The sequence below is a fragment of the Ekhidna sp. genome, from assembly GCF_040220215.1.
GTDB lineage: Bacteria > Bacteroidota > Bacteroidia > Cytophagales > Cyclobacteriaceae > Ekhidna.
The window spans coordinates 69,980-89,084 of sequence record NZ_JAVJTR010000010.1 but is presented as its reverse complement, the minus strand read 5'-3'; the positions used below and the strand labels follow the sequence as shown (position 1 = coordinate 89,084).

The window sequence follows — 19,105 nt, the reverse complement described above, 5'->3', positions numbered from 1 at the left end:
TAATGAAACAGGTCATATCCCTTTTATTGTTGATTGGTTCTTTCGCTTTAATAGCTCAAGAAACTTCGCTTAATAATTACACAGGAGATTGGGGTAATAACGCTTCCTGGTCTGGCGGATGGACCGATGGTTCGCCAGCTTTTTTAAACCTTCCCGAGACCAATGCCGATATTACCATCCAGGGAAATATAAAAGTTGGTACTACTGTCACAGATCAAGATTTAACATTTTCTGCTAACAAAGAAGCTTATGATTTTACTATCAATGACACGTTGATTGTACATGGAGATGTGACTTTTGCAAATAAAGCAATGAACTTAAACTTGGGTGACGATGCTGTGTTTATCATATTTGGTGATCTGGTAATGAACAATAGAATCAACATCGCTAGTGGTGGTACATTGGTGGTGACGGGGAATTTTCATAAAAATGGATCTCAAGGAACATACACTGGAGATGGAAATGTGTATGCTGGATCTTATAGCGGTGATGCTCAATCTACCATTGACGATGGTACTGGTGAAGATAGTTCATTTACTATCGATGAATTATCTGATGATGGATTTTCTGAAATTGAAGAGTATGTGAACGGAGGAGGAGCAACTCCACTCCCCGTAGAATTGTTGTATTTCAATGCAACTCCAAAAAATGGAGTCTCTCTGTCCTGGGCCACAGCAACAGAAATCAACAACGATCACTTCATTATCGAAAGATCCGAAGATGGCTCGCATTTCTATGAAATAGGTAAAGTGGATGGAAATGGAGATTCTAATGAAACAATTGAGTATACATTCACTGACAAATTTGCTTTTGCACCTGTTGAGTATTACCGTTTAAAGCAAGTAGATTTTGATGGCCAATTCGAATACTTTGAAGTAAAACGGGTCGATACCGGAATAGAAAATGAGAAGAGTCAAATCATTGCCTATCCTACTACTGTTAAAAATGGAGTCATTCAGCTGACATCAAACACTCCATTCCAGATCAAACAAATTACACTCTACAACCTGTCAGGTGGTGAAGCTAAAAGTTTGTCACAGAATACTGTTCTGGAAAACTCGCTTAATTATCTTGTGAATACTGCAGATATAGGAAAAGGCTATTATTTCTTAAAAGTAACCACTTCCGATGGGAGTGAATTAGCCACTCGTATAATTGTAGAATAAGCTCCGAGTTGAATCATTATCTTTAGTGCTCAAACAATAAAGCATGAGATCAATTTTTACTCTATCCCTTATTATTCTTGGCACTACCCTTTGGGCTCAAAACCCATATTTTCCAAAAGTTCTTTCCATGCGTGAGCGAGCGGAGGTCATTGACAATTGGCTGGAGGAACGGGTGCAAACAATACTTCCTGAAGTGATGAGGCGATCCGAAATAGACATGTGGATCATCATAGCCAGGGAATACAATGAAGATCCGGTCATCAAAACACTGCTGCCCGCCACCTGGCAATCTGCTCGACGAACCACGATGCTCATCGCTTATGATCCTGGTGAAGGCAAGCCTTTAGAGACATTCGGAATGTCCAGGTACAATACTGGTGAACTTTTCAAAACAGTCTGGAACAAGGAAGAACAACCGGATCAATGGAAAGCACTGGCTGATATGATTGTCTCCAAAGACCCGAAGAAGATTGGGATCAATAAGTCCGAAACATTTGCTTTGGCTGATGGAATTTCTTCAACGCATTATGACATGCTGATGAACGTGCTTCCAAAAAAATATCAGTCACGTGTTGTAAACGCCGAAAATGTAGCCATCGGTTGGCTCGAGACCCGCACAGAAAACGAGATGATCGTGTATCAAAACATTGTGCGAATGGCTCATCAGATCATTGCGGAAGGATTTTCAGAAAAAGTGATCCAACCGGGAGTTACAACTACTGACGATGTGGTATGGTGGTATCGTGATCGGATAAGAGAGCTAGGATTCACTGCATGGTTTCATCCATCGGTATCCATTCAGCGAAAAGATCCGGAATCATTTGACCACCTTCGGTCCTTCTCTGAACGTCCGGAACAGCAGGTAATTTATCCTGGTGATCTGCTACACGTGGATTTTGGGATCACTTACCTGAGACTCAACACCGATACCCAACAACATGCGTATGTTTTAAAATCCGATGAGAAGGAAGTGCCCTCATTTCTAAAAGAGGCATTTAAAAAAGGGAACAGAGTTCAGGATATCCTGACTGATAATTTTAAGACAGGACGAAGTGGTAATGAGATTCTGAAAGCAACATTGGATCAATGCCAAGCAGAAGGCTTAAAAGGCGTGATCTATACCCACCCTATCGGTTTCCACGGACATGCAGCCGGGCCAACCATCGGTTTATGGGATCAGCAAGGTGGCGTGCCAGGGAAAGGTGATTATCCACTCTATCCAAATACTGCTCATTCCATCGAATTGAATGCTGGAGTATATTTGGAAGAGTGGGGAAAAGAAATTCGAATCATGCTGGAAGAAGATGCTTTCTTTGATGGTGAAAATGTGAGATATATTGATGGCCGAGCTACAGAGATTATGACTATTCCCAGAGTTTTGCATCCAAACGAATGAATTTTCACCTTCACATACCGGAAGGACAATTAGCCTTACACATTCAATCAATTGCTTATTTTGATACTTACAGTCCGGATCATAATAAAGAACGTTTGCTTCCAGATGGATGTCAGACCCTGATCATTGATCTCACAGAAACACCGAAGCGTATTTTCGATAATATTGACCTGACAGCTAAGCAGGCATGTAAACACTATTGGTTCTCAGGTGCCAGAAATGAGCTCCTCACCATTGATGCCGGAGGGATCAACTCCAGCATGCTGGTCATCAACTTTACCTTCACGGGTGCCTATCAGTTTATTCATCATCCTTCAGAACAAACAAAGAGTCAGGTCATAGATGCAGATGTCTTTTTTAAATCTCAGATTCACTCTCTGAGAGATCAATTACTTAACACATCCAAGGTACAGACAAAGTTTTCATTAACAGAGCATTTTTTAAAACAGCATTTGCTTGACCAAAGCCCTCCTGAAGCTATCATAAGTGCTTCCAATCTCATAGCCTCCAATCCTCAAGTTGGAACGTTGAAGTGGATATCTGAAAACAGTGGATTCAGTCAAAAGCACTTCATTGGACTGTTCAAAAAATATGTTGGCCTCACCCCAAAAGGCTTCCAAAAAATCATGCGATTTCAGAAGGTGGTGAAAGATCTTGAATCAGTCAAAACCATTAACTGGACTCAACTCGCATTGGATTGCGGTTATTATGATCAGGCACACTTCATCAATGAGTTTAAAACCTTCTCCGGGTATAATCCACAACAATATCTTTCCGAGAAAGGGCCCGATCTTAACTATATTCCACTGAGGTAAATTTTTTCCAATACAGAGTCTTCTTCACCACCTACTTTTATCCTAAAAAACGTATGGAAGACATGTACATCAATCACTGGGCAGTCCTCGTCGCTGCAATTTCCAACTTAATTGTTGGAGCAATCTGGTATTCACCGGCGCTGTTTTACAATGCCTGGAAAAGTGAAAACAACAAAACAGACGATGATTTTAAAGATATTAATCTTGGAAAACTCTTTGGTATATCTACCATTCTTTCGGTCATCATCTGTTACAACATGGCCTTTTTTCTCGGGGATGCAAACACAGATTGGATTTGGGGAACAACAGCAGGATTTCTTACAGGATTCGGTTGGGCAGCAATGATCTTCGTTATCATTGCCATGTACGAACAAAAATCTATCCGCTATATGCTGATTAATGGAGGCTACATTGTAGTGTATTTTACTCTGATTGGATTTATATTAGGAATCTGGAGATAAAAGAAATTATGAAAAACCTAACTTATTTATTTATCACAATGATTGTCTTTACTTATTGCTCAAGTCCAAAAAGTGAAGAGTCAGTGGCAGAATCAATGCAATACAGAATAGCCTATAATGTTTGGACTGACAAAGAAGGAGATAACTATGAAGTATTCAGCATGAAAACCGATGGTTCTGATGCTAGAAATATCACCAATCTGTCAGGTGTTGAGTGGACTTATTTCGCGAGTGGATCAGACGTACTTTATATCTCTGACAGAGACACCTGCACGAGGTGTTATTTCCTCTACTCAACAGATGCTTATGGTACCGAGCACTCCAAAATTGGCGGGCCGCAACTAAAAGATAGCTGGATGAGCACACGTAAGGGTGGAGAGGAGATCATTGTAAACCCCAGAGTTGAAGGCGATAGTGCATTTTACATTATCAACAGACAGGGTGCGTTGGTCCAGAAAATCTACACCGGTCTCTCTTACTACAGTGATCCATGTTTTTCGCCAGATGGAACTGAGATTGTATTTAGAGGATCTGAGAAGCGTTTTCGTCCCAACATTGGCTATCAGGATGAACTATATATAGTCGGTGTTGATGGCAGCAACTTAAGACAACTGACCTACTATCCTGAAGGAGACACCACTGCAGATTGGTACAGCTACCACGCAGGCCCTCCCTATTGGGAGCCGAATAGAAATATTATTACGTATCACTCTAAACAGCAAGGTGGATCATATTTATTCCAAATCAACCCGGATGGATCAGGTTTGAAAAAACTAACGCCAGACTCAATCACCATCGGATGGCATTCCTGGTCTCCTGATGGAAAGCTGATCGCTTTTGATGCTAATTCGGGTGGCAAAGAGGGGAAAATGAATTTCGACATCTTCACAATGGATTATGAATCAGGTGATATCACACAGGTTACGACTGATACCTTATTTGAGCAGGCTCCTGTGTTTGTGGAGGTTAGAAAAATCAACAAAAACCTATAATACTACGTCACTCAGAGCCTTTTGCGAAGATAATAGCATTGGCAAGGCGTGGAGTCTTTTAGATCAGGGAGATTCCACGGCCTCCATCGCACACTCGACCCAAGGTGCCTCTGAATGACGGTTTTTGTTGATTTTTAAGAAATTACATCACAGTCAAAATCACTCCCATCAATGTAAGCAGTACTACAAAGTAGAAGCCATTGATGAACCAAAGCTTGAGCGATGTTCGTGAAAACAAGGCATTTACTCCCATGGACAAAGCAATGAAAAAGAACCCAATGTGAAAACCATAAGCAGCTCCTTGTCCAACCGATGGTTCGGTTCCTCCATGTCCTAAAAAGAAAGCGAGCTGCAAGGCAATAATAAATTCCAGAACAAAAGCGGTCCCGTAAATTTTTGCCATGTTGGCATCCTTGAGATCATCCTCGGTAAAGCCCATTTCAGCCATCCAGGCTTTGCCAAACAGTGGCCCGTACCAGATACCGCCTACAACAAAAGCTGAAACAGTCGCTACCACAACTGCCAACCAGTTAATTGATGAAAAATCCATAATGAATGTAGTTAAGTTAGTTATTGAATGATTCAAGATAGAAATTTTCCATCATTAAATAATCATTCAGCAACCCCCTCTTCATTTTTTCAAACCAGGGGTTAGAATTACCCGTCTGTCTGAAAAACTTATTCTCTAAATCAAATAGATTTGCCGGATGGCAGAAGCGCAGGCAGATTACCTTGATCAACTCAATCCCCCACAAAAAGAAGGTGTAGTAAATGTAGAAGGTCCTTCCATGATCATTGCAGGAGCAGGATCCGGAAAAACACGTGTTTTAACCTTTCGAGTGGCGCACTTGATGCGGGCACACAATGTAGATCCTTTCAACATTCTGTCATTGACTTTTACCAATAAAGCCGCACGGGAAATGCAGAAGCGTATTGAGGAAATGGTGGGGTCCGATGCTAAAAACCTGTGGATGGGGACATTTCACTCCGTTTTTGCCAGAATTCTGAGAGCAGAAGCCGGAAAGATTGGGTACCCCAGCAATTTCACCATTTACGATACAGACGATTCTAAATCGCTCATCAAACTCATTGTCAAAGAGTTTAACCTCGATGATAAAGTCTACAAGCCTAACATCATTTACAATCGCATATCCAGCGCAAAAAACAGACTAGTTTCCTGGAGAGAGTATCAAAACAATCCGATCTATCTGGAAGACGACACGCAAAATATGCGACCTGAGATGGGTCGGATTTATAAAGCCTATTCAGAGCGATGCTTTGCTGCGGATGCGATGGATTTTGATGACCTCCTTTTCAACACCAATGTTCTGTTTCAGGAACATCCGGATGTTTTGAATAAATATCAGCAGCGCTTTCATTACGTCATGATTGATGAGTTTCAGGATACCAACATCTCGCAGTACCTGATTGCTAAGAGGCTCGCCGCGGTGCGTCAAAATATTTGTGTTGTTGGTGACGATGCTCAGAGTATCTATGCGTTCCGTGGTGCCGATATTCAAAACATTCTGAATTTTGAAAGGGACTACCCGGATTTGAAAACTATCCGGTTGGAACAAAACTATCGGTCTACCAAAACAATCGTGAATGCTGCCAATTCTGTGATTGGGAAAAATACTGCACAGCTTAAAAAGAATGTCTGGACGAATAATCAGGATGGTGACCTGATTGAATTGATCAAAGCTACTTCCGACAATGAAGAGGGCAAACTGGTAGCTTCAGCCATCTTCGAGACGAAGATGCATAACCACTGCTCCGACCAATCATTTGCAGTACTGTATCGAACCAACAGCCAGTCCCGGGCAATTGAAGAAGCGCTAAGAAGAAACAACATCAAATACCGGATTGTTGGCGGACTTTCATTCTATCAACGCAAAGAGATTAAAGACCTTCTCGCTTACTTTCGATACACCGTCAATCCCAATGATGAAACGGCCATGCGCCGAATCATCAATTTGCCAAAACGTGGCATTGGCCCGGGCACGATCGATAAGATGGTAGTTGCTGCTAACGAGCAGGGAAAAACACTGTGGGAGATTATGGAGAAAGCCAGTTCTTATGTTGGTGGCAAGGGTGGTACACAAGTAGAAAACTTCGCAACACTCATCAAATCGTTCAGGCTGACGAATGAGAAAAAAGATGCCTACGATACTGCCTCACAGATTGCCAAGACCTCAGGCTTGTTAAAGGAACTCTATGAAGACAAAACCATAGAGGGGATGAACCGCTATGAGAATACCCAGGAACTCCTCAATGCCATCAAGGAATTTACCGATGATCCCGAAAGAGAAGATAAAAGTCTTGGATCCTTCCTTCAGGATGTAGCCCTGCTCACCGATGAAGATCGAAATAACAAGAACCAGGACGCGGTAACGCTTATGACCATCCACATGGCAAAGGGTTTGGAGTTTCCTTATGTGTTTATTGTCGGATTGGAGGAAGAGCTATTCCCCTCCCAGATGATGCTGAGCAGTCGGGCCGATCTGGAAGAAGAACGCCGACTTTTCTATGTGGCAATCACCCGGGCAGAGCAAAAGCTTTTCATGAGCTATGCCCTAAACCGGTATCGTTTTGGTAGACTAAAGACTTGTGAGCCAAGTCGATTTCTGGAGGAAGTAGATCCGGCATTCATAAAGGTAAACCGTAAGTTCTCATCCAAAGATCCGGTATCTCCGGGTGAGAATTACATCACCAAAAACTTCGTTTCAAATCTAAAAAAGGAAAATAACACCAAGCGTTTTGCCGCCAAGGTAAACCATAAACCGAGTGCCGATTTCGAACCGAGTGACACAACTAATTTAGCTGAAGGCATGAAAGTCGAGCACCCAAAGTTCGGTTTTGGTGTTGTTACCAATATTGATGAACAGGGTGCCAATAAGAAAGCTAAAGTAGACTTTGAGAAGGCCGGTGAGAAGACACTGCTATTGAGCTTTGCCAAGCTTCGAATCATGGATTAGCGCCTTACAAAATCAAGACATTTTAGAATTGGATATGAAAGAAAATAACCTGCTTAATTATATCAAAAACGTATTAGAGAACGTTCCCTCCGACTGGTTGAAACTAACCACACACCGACTTGACATCTACAATGAATCTTTAGCTAAAACTGAATTTATAACACACTTTGAAGACTTATATAAAGCAAATAATTCGGATACTTCAGCCCTAAGTGAGCTACCAACCGCTTATGATTACATCAGATTGGGACATCCACTGTCTTCTGTATTGGAATGGGCCATTGCTAAAGCGAATGATGTTAAGCCGGATCATGTCATCAGTTTTTCTTCGAGGATCACTCCCATTTTAGCAGTTCTACGAAAGAACCTTTTCGAAAAAAAGAATACCCAAATCTTATACACGGGTGAATTGCCGTATGCATTTAATGCGGAAGTAGTAAAGCGTGTTTATGGCTATCGGTTTGATTTAAAGAAAGTGGAGAGTCAGGATGATGTTTCTGAGTTTGATGGAAGCACTATATTTATTTCACACCAGTATAATGTAGGAGAGTTTCATCTCAACACGGCTATTGATTTCCATATCAATGTTCATCCTGATTTGGGAAGTATCCTATTGGTCAATGGTGAAGCTAACAAGTCATACATCTCTGAAATTCAGCATGTAAGAAGACGAGAGACCATTGCGATGACACCTTCCAATTGTTTCACCGCCTTACAAATGTTGACCGGAGAATCTTCTTCTCGGAAGAAAAGCAATGTGGAGAAAGACAAGACCCATGTCATGGATACCATCCGAGAAGTCACCGGAACCAATTCAAAAGCAGTGATTGGTTCAAGTGGGTTATCCATTCAATACGCCATCATGATGGGACTCATTGACTATGCGCTGCAGCAGCATCCCGGAAAAGACATCAAAATCATTGTGCCTCCTAACTGCTATGGTGGAACGAACGACCAGGCCCGACGAGTGGCTGCTTGCGTAGAGAATGTGGAGGTTTTGGATCTACTGGTTGACGGTGATCATAACATGGTTCAAAGCATTGATCAGGTATTGGATCAGGTAGCAAAAGTGGATGCCGTTCCGTACATCATAGCAGAAATTCCAACCAACCCTCGGGTGGAAGTTCCGGATCTTGAAAAACTTAAAGCAGTTTTAAGTGCGACCCGAAAGACTGCTAGCGGTGAAGTAGCTATTGACCCTGTTTTTATTCTGGATCAGACATTCTGCCCTAACATCCAATTCTTGAAAGAAGGAGGAATACTCTCAACCATCAGATCTATTTCTTATGTGAGTGGATCAAAATTTCCAAGCGGAGGCAAATGCACAGCAGGCTACTGCGTAGCGAATAAAGAAGCAGAAGGGTTGATGGATAGAGTTGACCAACATCTAAAACTCTGTGATAACGAAGCGACCGATCTTCAACTCGAAATTCTGGCAGAGCAAATGCCATCCATGAATCAGCGAATTGTGGATGCATATAAAAACACTCGTGAATTTGTCAATTTCATCAAGGATACGTTACCGGCAGCTAAAATCAATTTCGTTTCCGAAGAGCTGGCCAATGAAGGCTTTACCCCCTCTGTTTTTTCATTGGATCTTCCTACTAAAGGAAACACCGATCAAGAAAAAGAAGATTACAAACGTGCGCTGAATAGTAAGCTGATCACTATGATGATCAGTGAGATTCCTAATGACAGCAAGTACTGTGTCAGCTACGGACAGCTAAAAGGATGCTACTGGACCATCCCGGCTACCTCAACACAAGGAACAACCAAAGAGTCTGACAAAGACTACATTGCTCGTGTGTCTGTCTCTCCGGATTTAGATCTGGAACTACATAAGAAGGTGTTTAGGGATTTTGTGGGGCAGATGTGATTGCTTTGATTAAATCGTAAAACAGGTATATTTGAAAGACGTATACCACCACACTTTTTGTGTGATACATAAAATATGTTGGCCATAATTACCTCCCCATGAACCTCCTATTTATACCGAAAGACAAAGCAGAAGACCTAATGAACTTCGAAATTGACGAAATCGAGTCAACTGAACTTGAGGATATTCAAAAAGAACTAAGAGAACTGGATAAATCATTCCAACTAAAACCTGCCAACTTGGGAACAGGTGCTGATTGGATTTTAATTATGGCAATTTTGAATGGCTTAACAACTGTTTTCCTACTTGGAGACAAGATTAATAAAGGGATCGAAGGGTGGATTTCAATTGGCAGCAGAATAAAGAATATCTTCAAAAAATCCGATCGAGTTTACGTTGATAAGGACTTAGCTAACATAATTGGAATTGAATTCCTATCTCAAAAGTTCGAATTAAAATCGATAAAAGTTGTCCGTGAACATTCAATACATGCTTTGGACTTGAGTGGCACTTTTAAGGACAGAAAAACTGGTGACTTTCTTGCCCATCCTTATACCGTATTCATAACGACATTTGAAATTAATGATCGATGGACTATAACTCTAGGAATAAAGTCAAACGGTGAAATAGACGAACTCTACTCTTTTGACAACTACAGTCCTATTCCATTCTAATCTTAAACTATGCCTAGCTCGCGCTCGTTTGAAACGAGTGTTCAATTCCTCCGGTCGACTTACTTAATAAAAAAGTTTTACTAAATTAAAATTTCTCCCCCTACCTTCGAAGCGTCGAACCGCTCCAGAGGGGGATATTAACCGCCTGAAAGTTTCATCAGCTTCTCATATTCAGCAATGCGATCTACATCGCCGAGTCGCTTGGAGATCGTCAGTAGGTCTTCGATGATCTCTTTTGAAAATGGGTCGTCGTATCGGGCCAGCTCATAATATTTCAAAGATTCTTCATAGTACTTCTTGGCTTTCTGCATTTCCAGCACGTTGGTGGTGCTATTGAAAATAAGGTCTCCGGCCTGCTTATTGGTTTGGCCTAGATACAAATGTACAAGCGAAGAAACCCCTAATTTCTCAACAAGCATAAGCTTGTCTATTCGTTTATCCAGGATGGCAGTCTTCTCATCCACCCCATCCGCTTTCTTTTCCAATTTAATATAGCTGTCCGCCTCATTCATGAGCAAAGTGCTTAACTGTTTATATGCTTTATTGACGGATTCCTCCCAATCTGTATCTAACCTCATTGCGGTGGATAGATTGTCATAGGCCAATTGCAAAAAATCCTGCTCTGAACTATTCCCTCCGGATTTTTCAGCTTTGCTCAACCAAATCAAACCGGTATAAAAATATATTTTAGCCTTAGCAGACTCGGTGAGCATGGACTTAATCTCCTCAGCACTTTCAAAATCAACCAACGCTTCATCATACTCTCCCAGATTGAAGTGTCGAATACCGGAATCAACGTAACTTTGGGTATACACCATTGATGCCGTTATTAAGGATAATACAAATAAAATAGGCTTCATGATGAAAAGTGACGGTTTTCTATAAGTATAATACTAATTAAACGAATTCTGTAACCCATAAAGATGCTCGAGTTGTAAATGCCTAAGAATGATCCAATCATATTACCTGAAAAGTACTATTTAGACTATTTCAATTATGTCCTGGAGTTTGTAGAGCGGCAATATGATCACATTTTGGATCAACCCGAGCATTTATTCTACCAGACATTCAGAGACTTGTCCGAACCCGCACAATGCCTTTACCTGCGGTTCCACAACAGACGGGGTGACTATTTCAGACTAAGTAAAATTTCTTATGCGGAAATTCCTGACGTACATGAAGCAAAAGAAGAGCTATTACATCATGGCTTTATCCGGGTCAACGAGAGTGCAGAGGTGAATCAGTTTCGTCTTTTCACCAAACAGGAGCTCATATCTATTTATGACTTCTTACGTCCAAGCCAAAAGAAAGAAGAAATTCTCACAGAACTCACCGAGGTTGATGTCCCTGTACTTCATGAATCAGAGGAAATAGCCCAGGTGCTTAAAAACGAAGAAGTTGATTTTATTAAGCTTCTTTTCTTTGGCCACAGAGGTGGGCGAATGACGGATTTTGTTGTGAGGGATGTAGGGAATGTAAAAATTGAAAAGCTGGATGAAACCAAGTTCAAGCCCTGGTTTCAATCTCGGGAGGAAGCACTTTCAGTAATGCACATTTCGCAACTAAGGAGAATGATTTATGAGATTCAGGAGGCCGGCCTGCCACTGGAAGACTATCTGGAAGAGATGCCGTGGGAAACCTGGCTCTCCTACCCTCGTTCTGCCAAATCAGCTGAGAAATTACTGCTCAAAATCGCATACTATTTTGAACAAATTCAGCAACCTGAACAAGCCCTCCACTACTATTCCTTCACCGACAAGTCCCCATCAAAAGAACGAAGAGCACGGCTATTGGATAAACTCGGGCAAAAGGAAGAAGCCATAAGTATTGCCAATCAAATGGCTGAAAATCCTGCCAATGCATCAGAGCTCACATTTGCCAATGACTTTCTAAAGAGGAAAGGCATTCGGATTAACCGCAGTATGACAGAACGTCTTAAAAATGCACCGCAGATCAGCATATCAAGACCAACGGGCAAAGTAGAAGATGCTGTTCTGGATTACTTCATTGAAAATGGATGGGACGGTATGCATTCAGAGAACTTTCTATGGAGAGGGCTTTTTGGCTTGGCGTTCTGGTCAATTATCTTCGATGAAAATCATGGCTCATTTCACCACCCGCTTCAACGGCAACCTTCCGATTTGAATGATACTGTTTTTTTTGAATCCAGACAGGAGTTACTAAATGATCAATTGAATAAGTTGAAAACCAGAAAGCAGTTCATTAATCACATTAAAAGTATTCACGATGAAAAGTACGGAATAGCCAATCGCTTTGTCTACTGGCATGAATCCTTGCTTTCCACACTTGAGATGATGATTGAAAAGCTGCCGCTTAAAGGGTTGAAAAAGGTATTGCTTGAAATGTCGAAAATCATGAAAGAAAACAGCGCCGGGTTTCCGGATTTATTTCTATGGCAGAAGGATGACTATCAATTTTATGAAGTAAAGTCCCCGAATGATCAGCTCTCAGCTCAGCAGCTATTTTGGTTGGACTTTCTGTCCTCTTCAAAAATCAAAGTAGAAGTTCTGAGGGTCAACTATGTTTAAACAAAAATCGTAACTTTGATAATTCTGATATTGAAATATGAAAGTACTATTAGAAATACAGGACAATAAAGTTGATTTCGTGATGGAATTGCTTAAAAACTTGAAGTTTGTAAAAGCTAAGCCACTTGATTCTGAAAAAGATGAGCTTGTTGAAGCTATAGAAGAATCAGTAGACGAATTGAATCAAATGAAGTCCGGAAAGCTAAAAGGAATTCCAATCCAAGAGTTGTTAGATGAGCTTTGAGATAATAGCAACTCCTCGATTCCAAAAAGAGATTAAAAAGCTTTCAAAAAAACATAAATCACTTAAAAGTGATTTTGCAGAATTGATAGCGAAGTTAAGAATTAACCCAACACACGGAACCTCACTTGGAAATGATTGCTTTAAAATACGACTTGCAATCTCCTCAAAAGGAAAGGAAAATCCGGAGGAGCTAGAGTAATTACACACTTTTATTTTGATGGAAAGCAATTATTTCTACTTAGCATTTTTGATAAATCACAACAAGAATCACTCACGAAAAAGGAACTTCTATCACTCTTGAATAAGATTAAATAAACAATCATTTTGCATAGCCTTTGGGAAAAACAATCATTTCTATCACCCGATGTAGTAATTGTGGGTGCCGGCATTACCGGACTATCAGCTGCTGCGACACTAAAAGAGCTGTCTCCTGATTTGAAAGTAACCGTGCTGGAAAGAGGTGTGCTGCCCACAGGCGCCAGTACGAAGAATGCAGGGTTTGCCTGCTTTGGTAGTGTGTCTGAACTCCTAAATGATATTGATGCGCTAGGTCCTGAAGGCATGGTGAGCCTGGTAGAAAAAAGGTGGGATGGCCTCCAAAAAACCTGCCAGCGACTGGGCAGAAGTGCGATAGACATTCAGGTCAAAAGTGGGTATGAACTGATTTTTGAAGAGGATTCCGAAATTGTAGATAAAATTGATGATGTCAATCAGTTGCTCAATCCATTCTTTCAGGAAGATGTATTTAAACTGGCTGATTCTAAAATCGAGACGTTTGGTTTAGGTCAAACACATCATTTAATTGAAAACCATCTGGAAGGTCAACTGGATACCGGTAGGTTGATTTCCACACTTTGGAAATACTGTGCTGAATTAGGGGTACAAATTCATACCGGGTGCAAAGTAAGCAGTATCACAGAAGAAGAAAATGGAGTTGCCATCTCTTGTGGAGATGTTAGTTTTTTTGCTGAAAAGGTAGGAGTATGTACCAACGCCTTTACCAGTCAACTTCTCAAAGGGGAGCTTGATATTGTCCCCGGACGAGGTATTGTCATGAGTGTAATACCTGAAAAAAAGCTTCCGTTTGAAGGTACCTTTCACTATGAAGAAGGATACTATTACTTCCGGGATTACTACGGAAAACTGCTCTTTGGTGGTGGTCGAAACCTTGCACTTGAAGAAGAAAAAACAACCGAATTTGGGATCAATGATAAGATCCGAAAAAAGCTGCTCTCGGATATTGAAAATATCATTTTGCCAAACCAGTCTTATGAAATAGAAATGGAGTGGACCGGCATCATGGCGTTTGGACAAAACAAAGCCCCAATAGTCCAAAAAGTATCTGATCGAATAGCCATCGGCGTTCGGCTTGGAGGGATGGGTGTAGCCATCGGAAGTCTCGTGGGTGAAGAGGTGGCTGAATTGGTTTTGAACCCTATACAGTAAGCTTTACAAAAAAAGTACTGCCTTTTCCTAGATCAGATTCAACCCAAACCTTTCCACCCAGGTCCTGAACATACTTTTTTACAATGGACAACCCCAGTCCGGTAGAAACCTCTCCCGCCGTAGGCTGTGCGCTAAGCTTTTGAAATTTGTTGAAAATTTTCTTCTTGTCCTCCTCCGAAAAACCCGGGCCTTCATCAGAGACCTTAAATAAAACACTGTCGTACGTACATTCAGCTTTCAACTCTACGGTGGTCTCTGGATCGGAGAATTTCACTGCATTAGAGATCAGGTTCTCTAAAACCAGGAGCAAAAGCAAGTGATCCGTGCGGATCATGTAGTGATTTTCGCAAAGTTCTACAGTTAAGTCAATGTTTTTCTTCGCAGCAATAGGCCTATACCTTTGTGAAACATCTCGCATAATATCTCTTACATCTACGCGCTCCTGCAAAACCTTTATTCGGTTTTCTTCCAGACTATCAACATCCAATATTTTGTTGACCATTTTATTAATTCGTTCAGCACTCGGAGTAACCTGAGAAAGCATCTTCACTTCAGTTTCAGAAAGCTTCTCTTTCATGCCTTGATTCACAATATCCATCACCATAATGATCTGCCCCAGTGGGGATCGAATATCATGCGCTAATATTTTTACCAAATTGTTTTTCTCCTCATTTAAGGCTACCAACTGAGCGTTTCTGTTCATTAGCTGCTCATTCTTTTGGCGAATATCCTGTTGCTGATCTTCGATTTGCTCTTTTTGGCCAAGTAATAGATTTGTGGTTTTTTGATTTCTGAAAAAGAGGTAGGCAATAGCGAATAGTAGGAGTAGTGCAACCCCGATGCTAATAATTAAAATCCTCCGAACCGCTTGTTCCTGCTCAAGTCTAAGGTTTACATTTTTGATCATCTCAAGTTGCATTTCCTTTTCTTTGGTAAGAATAGAAGTGCTCAACTCTGATCCGTATAAATTGTCAATAAATTCGTATAATTCCCTGCCCAGGTACTTTGAGATGATTTTAGAAATAGCTGCCTGGGAGCTTGGGTCAGATAAAAATTCATCTAAATCCTCTTTCCAACTGCTATTATTTGGTAGGATAAATGCATAGCCATCTCCCTGAGTAGTAAAGAAATTTTGTCTGGTCACTTCCCCCCCATTCCGAATAAGCATTAAATAGATTGGAAGATCAATGAAACCAAATCGATCATTGGTTTCCATCACACCGTCCAGAATATTCAAATCACTACTTAAATAAATAACCATAAAATCAACTCCGGTTTCCTGTTTCAGATTATTCAAAAGAGTTTCATACTTAGTTCCTTTGATGGTTACTGCTTTTAAGGATTCCATCATTTCAATTTTTTCCTTGGTGGAATGAACAATAGGTGTTCCCTCACTTGAAACCAGAACGGTTACATCAGGTAAATAAGAGTTAGTAAACTGCGCATAACTCTTCCTGTCCTTTGTGATCGAAAGGGCCGAGGCTCCAACGATATTCGGGTTGTCATTTTTTCTTACAGCATCCAGGATATCACTGAAATCTTTAGCTTTTGTAAAAACTAAATCGATTGGTTCTCCTCGCATGTTCCCCATATAATCAGCAAAGAGCTTAAACATTTCGGGCTCAATACCGGATATATTTCCATTCTCATCCTCATAAATGAACGGAGTAGAAGTAAACCAAACCACTTCCAGTTTCCTCACTTTCTGTGGTGATGGATCGGTCGCTAATGACGTGTGAAAGAAAAAACTATTTAATAATAAGAATACTAAAAGGCGGTGCATAATTTAAAGATGATCAATTTGAAGCTATTGAAAAATTTGCTTATAATGGTTAATATTAATCAACCCGATAAATAAATTCAAATAATTAAAACCATTGCTCTTACTTGGTTGTTTATCACTTTAAGAAAAAGAAATGTCATGGCCAAAAAATCAATTACCAGAGTTACTATTCAAAAAGGATTTCAAGATTATGTGCTTGAGGAGGGTAAAACCCCGGAGACGGTACGTATTTTCACTAAATACCTCAAAATAAGTGATGAGGATTTCTTTAAGCATTACGGTTCTTTGAAAAACATTGAAGCATCAATCTGGGATGATTACTATCACAAAACATTGAAAGTTGTTCTAAATGATCCTGATTTTGAAGAAATGAATTCCCGGGAAAAGCATCTCTCATTTCTTTATACCATACTTGAAATCATCAAGCCCGATCGGTCTTTCATCCTTTACAAACTGGAGAATAAAAAGCCTCATGAATTACCGTCAGAGCTAATCCAGACTCAGAAAATCATTACTCAATCGGAGATACATTGGGCTAAAACATTTGAATTTCTACCTGAAAAAGCACAAAAGTCAAGTCAAAGCGCTTATAAAAAAGTGCTCTGGTCACACACCATAGCTATGATTCTATTTTGGGTTAGAGATGACTCAGGTGATGCAAAAGACACTGACGCATTCATTGAAAAAAGTACAAGAACAGCGTTTGATGTTGGGGAATTACCTGCGCTGGATTCCATCATTGATTTAAGTAAATTTTTTCTTCAAAAAATGGGGTTTTCAAAAGCCACTGCATAATGTCAAAAGAACTCGATCGAATTCCTATTGGAAAGGTTAAAAGAGCCAGCAAGTTCGTAACCACAGGTGCTAAAGTTGGTGCTAATTATGTGAAAGCATATAGTAAGGCTGCTATCAAAGGTAAGCTGAATAAGGAGGAGCTGGACAGTGACAATGCACGCGATATTTATGATTCACTCAGTGAACTAAAAGGCAGTGCATTAAAAATGGCACAGCTTCTCAGCATGGATCAAAACGTTTTGCCTAAAGCATATTCGGATAAGTTCGCAATGGCGCAGTATAGCGCCCCACCACTTTCCTATCCTTTGGTCAAAAAAACATTTAAAGAAAATCTAGGGAAAGACCCAAACGAAATTTTTGACTCCTTTGGTAAAAACGCCAGCAACGCAGCATCCATGGGACAGGTACATAAGGCTGAGCTGCATGGAAAGCAGTTGGCCGTAAAAGTGCAGTATCCCGGGGTGGCTGATAGCATCAAAAGCGACCTTAGGCTTGCAAAGCCATTTGCCTTGAAGCTTATGAAAGTAAAAGGAAAGGAAATTGACCCCTATTTGCAGGAGGTAGAAGGAAAGCTTCTCGAAGAAGCTGATTATGGGCTAGAATTACGTCAATCGATGGATTTTGCAGAGAAGTGTAGCAATCTACGCGGGGTGTTTTTCCCAACTTACTATCCGGAGCTCTCGGCTTCACAAATTTTAACCATGAGTTGGCTCGAGGGAGAGCCAATTGGAGCATGGATGAAACGGGAGCAAAAGCAAGAAGACCGGGATCAACTTGGACAGATACTTTGGGACTTCTATATGCATCAAATGCATGAATTGCGCATGATGCATGCCGATCCACACCCCGGTAATTTTATCATTGATGATAAAAATAAGCTTGGGGTAATAGATTTTGGATGTATCAAACATATTCCTGACAACTTTTACCAGGCTTATTTTGAACTTGCCAATCACACTACACTCAATGATGAAGATCGGGTTGATCAACTTTTCAAGGAATTAGAAATAATCAGGCCTACTGATACTGAAAAAGATGTAAAAATTGTAACCTCCATGTTCAAAGATTTGATAACGCTGCTATCCAGACCGTTTAATCAAGGGGTTTTCGACTACAGTGATGATAAATACTTTGCAGAAATCTATCAAAAAGGTGAGGCCATTTCAAAAGATCCTGACATGAGCCGATTGCAGGCTCGTGGCTCTCGTCACTTTATTTATTTCAATCGTACATTCTTTGGTTTGTATAACATTCTGCATTCGCTAAAGGCAAAGGTAGACTGCTCAAAAATTGATTTTCTTAAAGTGGCGTCCTAGCTATATCTTCGCGCAGTTTTTTATGACCCTGTACCGAAAAGTCCAGGCGGTGGAAAAAGTTTTTCGTCACCTGGAGAAGGATGTAGCCACCTTTCAGCAAGCTACTTCGCTTAAATGCAAAGACGCATGTGGCTTGTGCTGTCTGAAGCCAGATATTGCAGCTAGTCCATTGGAATTTTTACCGCTGGCTTATCATCTCTATAAAACAGGAAGCGCACATGAGTGGCTTGAAAAAAGCTCACAGGAAAATCGTAAAGTCTGCGTGAGTTTAAACACTTTGATTGGAGGAACCAATGGTGGATTCTGTGGTAACTATGCATACCGTGGAATGATTTGTCGATTGTTTGGGTTTTCAGCCATGCTTGGGAAAAACCGAGCTCCACAGTTGGTAACCTGTAAAACCATCAAAGGTGAGTTTCCTGAAGATGTTCAAAGAGCAAATCAGCACATCAAAGAAAGAAAACCCACACCTATTATAAGCAATTACTATCAGCAGCTTCGTTCCATAGACACTGAGCTTGGTCAGAATCTAATGCCTATCAACAAGGCAATTACAGAGGCTATCAAAGTAGTCCTGGCATATTATGCGTATCGTCATCCAAGGCTGACCGGATAAA

The 19,105-nt window shown here is 40.8% G+C and carries 18 protein-coding genes; 15 read left to right on the top strand and 3 right to left on the bottom strand.

Going from position 1 to position 19,105, the window contains the following annotated elements; translation table 11 throughout:
• The first annotated feature begins 2 nt into the window (after positions 1 to 2).
• From RIC88_RS03495 to RIC88_RS03475, 5 genes are read left to right on the top strand one after another with little or no spacing between them, the layout of a single operon-like run.
• Positions 3 to 1,166: a T9SS type A sorting domain-containing protein gene (locus RIC88_RS03495; protein WP_350216084.1), complete on the top strand. Its 1,164-nt coding sequence runs from the start codon at positions 3 to 5 to the stop codon at positions 1,164 to 1,166.
• A gap of 43 nt (positions 1,167 to 1,209) precedes the next feature.
• Positions 1,210 to 2,562, top strand: coding sequence for a M24 family metallopeptidase (locus tag RIC88_RS03490; RefSeq protein ID WP_350216083.1), 1,353 nt, complete (start codon positions 1,210 to 1,212; stop codon positions 2,560 to 2,562).
• On the top strand, positions 2,559 to 3,377 hold the full coding sequence (locus tag RIC88_RS03485) for an AraC family transcriptional regulator (RefSeq protein ID WP_350216082.1): 819 nt from the start codon (positions 2,559 to 2,561) through the stop codon (positions 3,375 to 3,377). The genes RIC88_RS03490 and RIC88_RS03485 overlap by 4 nt, the downstream gene beginning before the upstream one ends.
• A 53-nt stretch (positions 3,378 to 3,430) precedes the next feature.
• Positions 3,431 to 3,838 carry a DUF1761 domain-containing protein gene (locus tag RIC88_RS03480; RefSeq protein WP_350216081.1) on the top strand — a complete coding sequence of 136 codons (408 nt, stop codon included), beginning with the start codon at positions 3,431 to 3,433 and terminating at the stop codon, positions 3,836 to 3,838.
• A gap of 8 nt (positions 3,839 to 3,846) precedes the next feature.
• Positions 3,847 to 4,830 (top strand): TolB family protein, encoded by a 984-nt coding sequence (locus RIC88_RS03475; RefSeq protein ID WP_350216080.1) that lies wholly within the window; start codon positions 3,847 to 3,849, stop codon positions 4,828 to 4,830.
• Positions 4,831 to 4,972: 142 nt separating this feature from the next.
• On the opposite strand, the gene RIC88_RS03470 is transcribed toward RIC88_RS03475, so the two are convergent.
• Positions 4,973 to 5,380: a DUF1761 domain-containing protein gene (locus RIC88_RS03470; RefSeq protein ID WP_350216079.1), complete on the bottom strand. Its 408-nt coding sequence runs from the start codon at positions 5,378 to 5,380 to the stop codon at positions 4,973 to 4,975.
• A 157-nt stretch (positions 5,381 to 5,537) separates the two neighbouring features.
• Between RIC88_RS03470 and RIC88_RS03465 the strand changes: the two genes are divergently transcribed.
• The 3 genes from RIC88_RS03465 to RIC88_RS03455 all read left to right on the top strand — a co-directional run bounded on the left by RIC88_RS03465 (position 5,538) and on the right by RIC88_RS03455 (position 10,355).
• Positions 5,538 to 7,805 (top strand): ATP-dependent helicase, encoded by a 2,268-nt coding sequence (locus RIC88_RS03465; protein WP_350216078.1) that lies wholly within the window; start codon positions 5,538 to 5,540, stop codon positions 7,803 to 7,805.
• Between the two features lie 34 nt (positions 7,806 to 7,839).
• Positions 7,840 to 9,681: a PLP-dependent aminotransferase family protein gene (locus RIC88_RS03460; RefSeq protein ID WP_350216077.1), complete on the top strand. Its 1,842-nt coding sequence runs from the start codon at positions 7,840 to 7,842 to the stop codon at positions 9,679 to 9,681.
• A gap of 98 nt (positions 9,682 to 9,779) precedes the next feature.
• A complete protein-coding gene (locus RIC88_RS03455) occupies positions 9,780 to 10,355 on the top strand; it encodes a hypothetical protein (RefSeq protein WP_350216076.1) in 576 nt (191 codons plus the stop codon).
• 137 nt (positions 10,356 to 10,492) lie between these two features.
• On the opposite strand, the gene RIC88_RS03450 is transcribed toward RIC88_RS03455, so the two are convergent.
• Positions 10,493 to 11,215, bottom strand: a complete 723-nt coding sequence (locus tag RIC88_RS03450; RefSeq protein WP_350216075.1) for a tetratricopeptide repeat protein — start codon at positions 11,213 to 11,215, stop codon at positions 10,493 to 10,495.
• A gap of 78 nt (positions 11,216 to 11,293) precedes the next feature.
• Here RIC88_RS03450 and RIC88_RS03445 point away from each other — a divergent pair, with 78 nt between their 5' ends.
• From RIC88_RS03445 to RIC88_RS03430, 4 genes are all read left to right on the top strand, one after another.
• Positions 11,294 to 12,904 carry a VRR-NUC domain-containing protein gene (locus tag RIC88_RS03445; RefSeq protein WP_350216074.1) on the top strand — a complete coding sequence of 537 codons (1,611 nt, stop codon included), beginning with the start codon at positions 11,294 to 11,296 and terminating at the stop codon, positions 12,902 to 12,904.
• A 37-nt stretch (positions 12,905 to 12,941) separates the two neighbouring features.
• Positions 12,942 to 13,148 (top strand): hypothetical protein, encoded by a 207-nt coding sequence (locus RIC88_RS03440; RefSeq protein WP_350216073.1) that lies wholly within the window; start codon positions 12,942 to 12,944, stop codon positions 13,146 to 13,148.
• Positions 13,138 to 13,347: a hypothetical protein gene (locus RIC88_RS03435; protein WP_350216072.1), complete on the top strand. Its 210-nt coding sequence runs from the start codon at positions 13,138 to 13,140 to the stop codon at positions 13,345 to 13,347. Before RIC88_RS03440 ends, RIC88_RS03435 begins: the two co-directional genes overlap by 11 nt.
• Positions 13,348 to 13,472: 125 nt before the next feature.
• Entirely contained in the window at positions 13,473 to 14,594 is a 1,122-nt protein-coding gene (locus RIC88_RS03430) for an NAD(P)/FAD-dependent oxidoreductase (RefSeq protein ID WP_350216071.1), read from the top strand.
• Here RIC88_RS03430 and RIC88_RS03425 read toward each other — a convergent pair.
• Positions 14,584 to 16,377: an ATP-binding protein gene (locus tag RIC88_RS03425; protein WP_350216070.1), complete on the bottom strand. Its 1,794-nt coding sequence runs from the start codon at positions 16,375 to 16,377 to the stop codon at positions 14,584 to 14,586. The genes RIC88_RS03430 and RIC88_RS03425 overlap by 11 nt on opposite strands.
• Before the next feature lie 138 nt (positions 16,378 to 16,515).
• Between RIC88_RS03425 and RIC88_RS03420 the strand changes: the two genes are divergently transcribed.
• Genes RIC88_RS03420 through RIC88_RS03410 form a run of 3 tightly spaced genes read left to right on the top strand, consistent with a single transcriptional unit; the run spans position 16,516 to position 19,104 of the window.
• Entirely contained in the window at positions 16,516 to 17,172 is a 657-nt protein-coding gene (locus RIC88_RS03420; RefSeq protein ID WP_350216069.1) for a hypothetical protein, read from the top strand.
• The gene (locus tag RIC88_RS03415) at positions 17,172 to 18,488 is read left to right on the top strand and encodes an ABC1 kinase family protein (protein WP_350216068.1); all 1,317 of its coding nucleotides are present in this window, start codon (positions 17,172 to 17,174) and stop codon (positions 18,486 to 18,488) included. The genes RIC88_RS03420 and RIC88_RS03415 overlap by 1 nt, the downstream gene beginning before the upstream one ends.
• Positions 18,489 to 18,537: 49 nt before the next feature.
• Entirely contained in the window at positions 18,538 to 19,104 is a 567-nt protein-coding gene (locus tag RIC88_RS03410) for a YkgJ family cysteine cluster protein (protein WP_350216067.1), read from the top strand.
• Position 19,105: the final 1 nt, after the last annotated feature.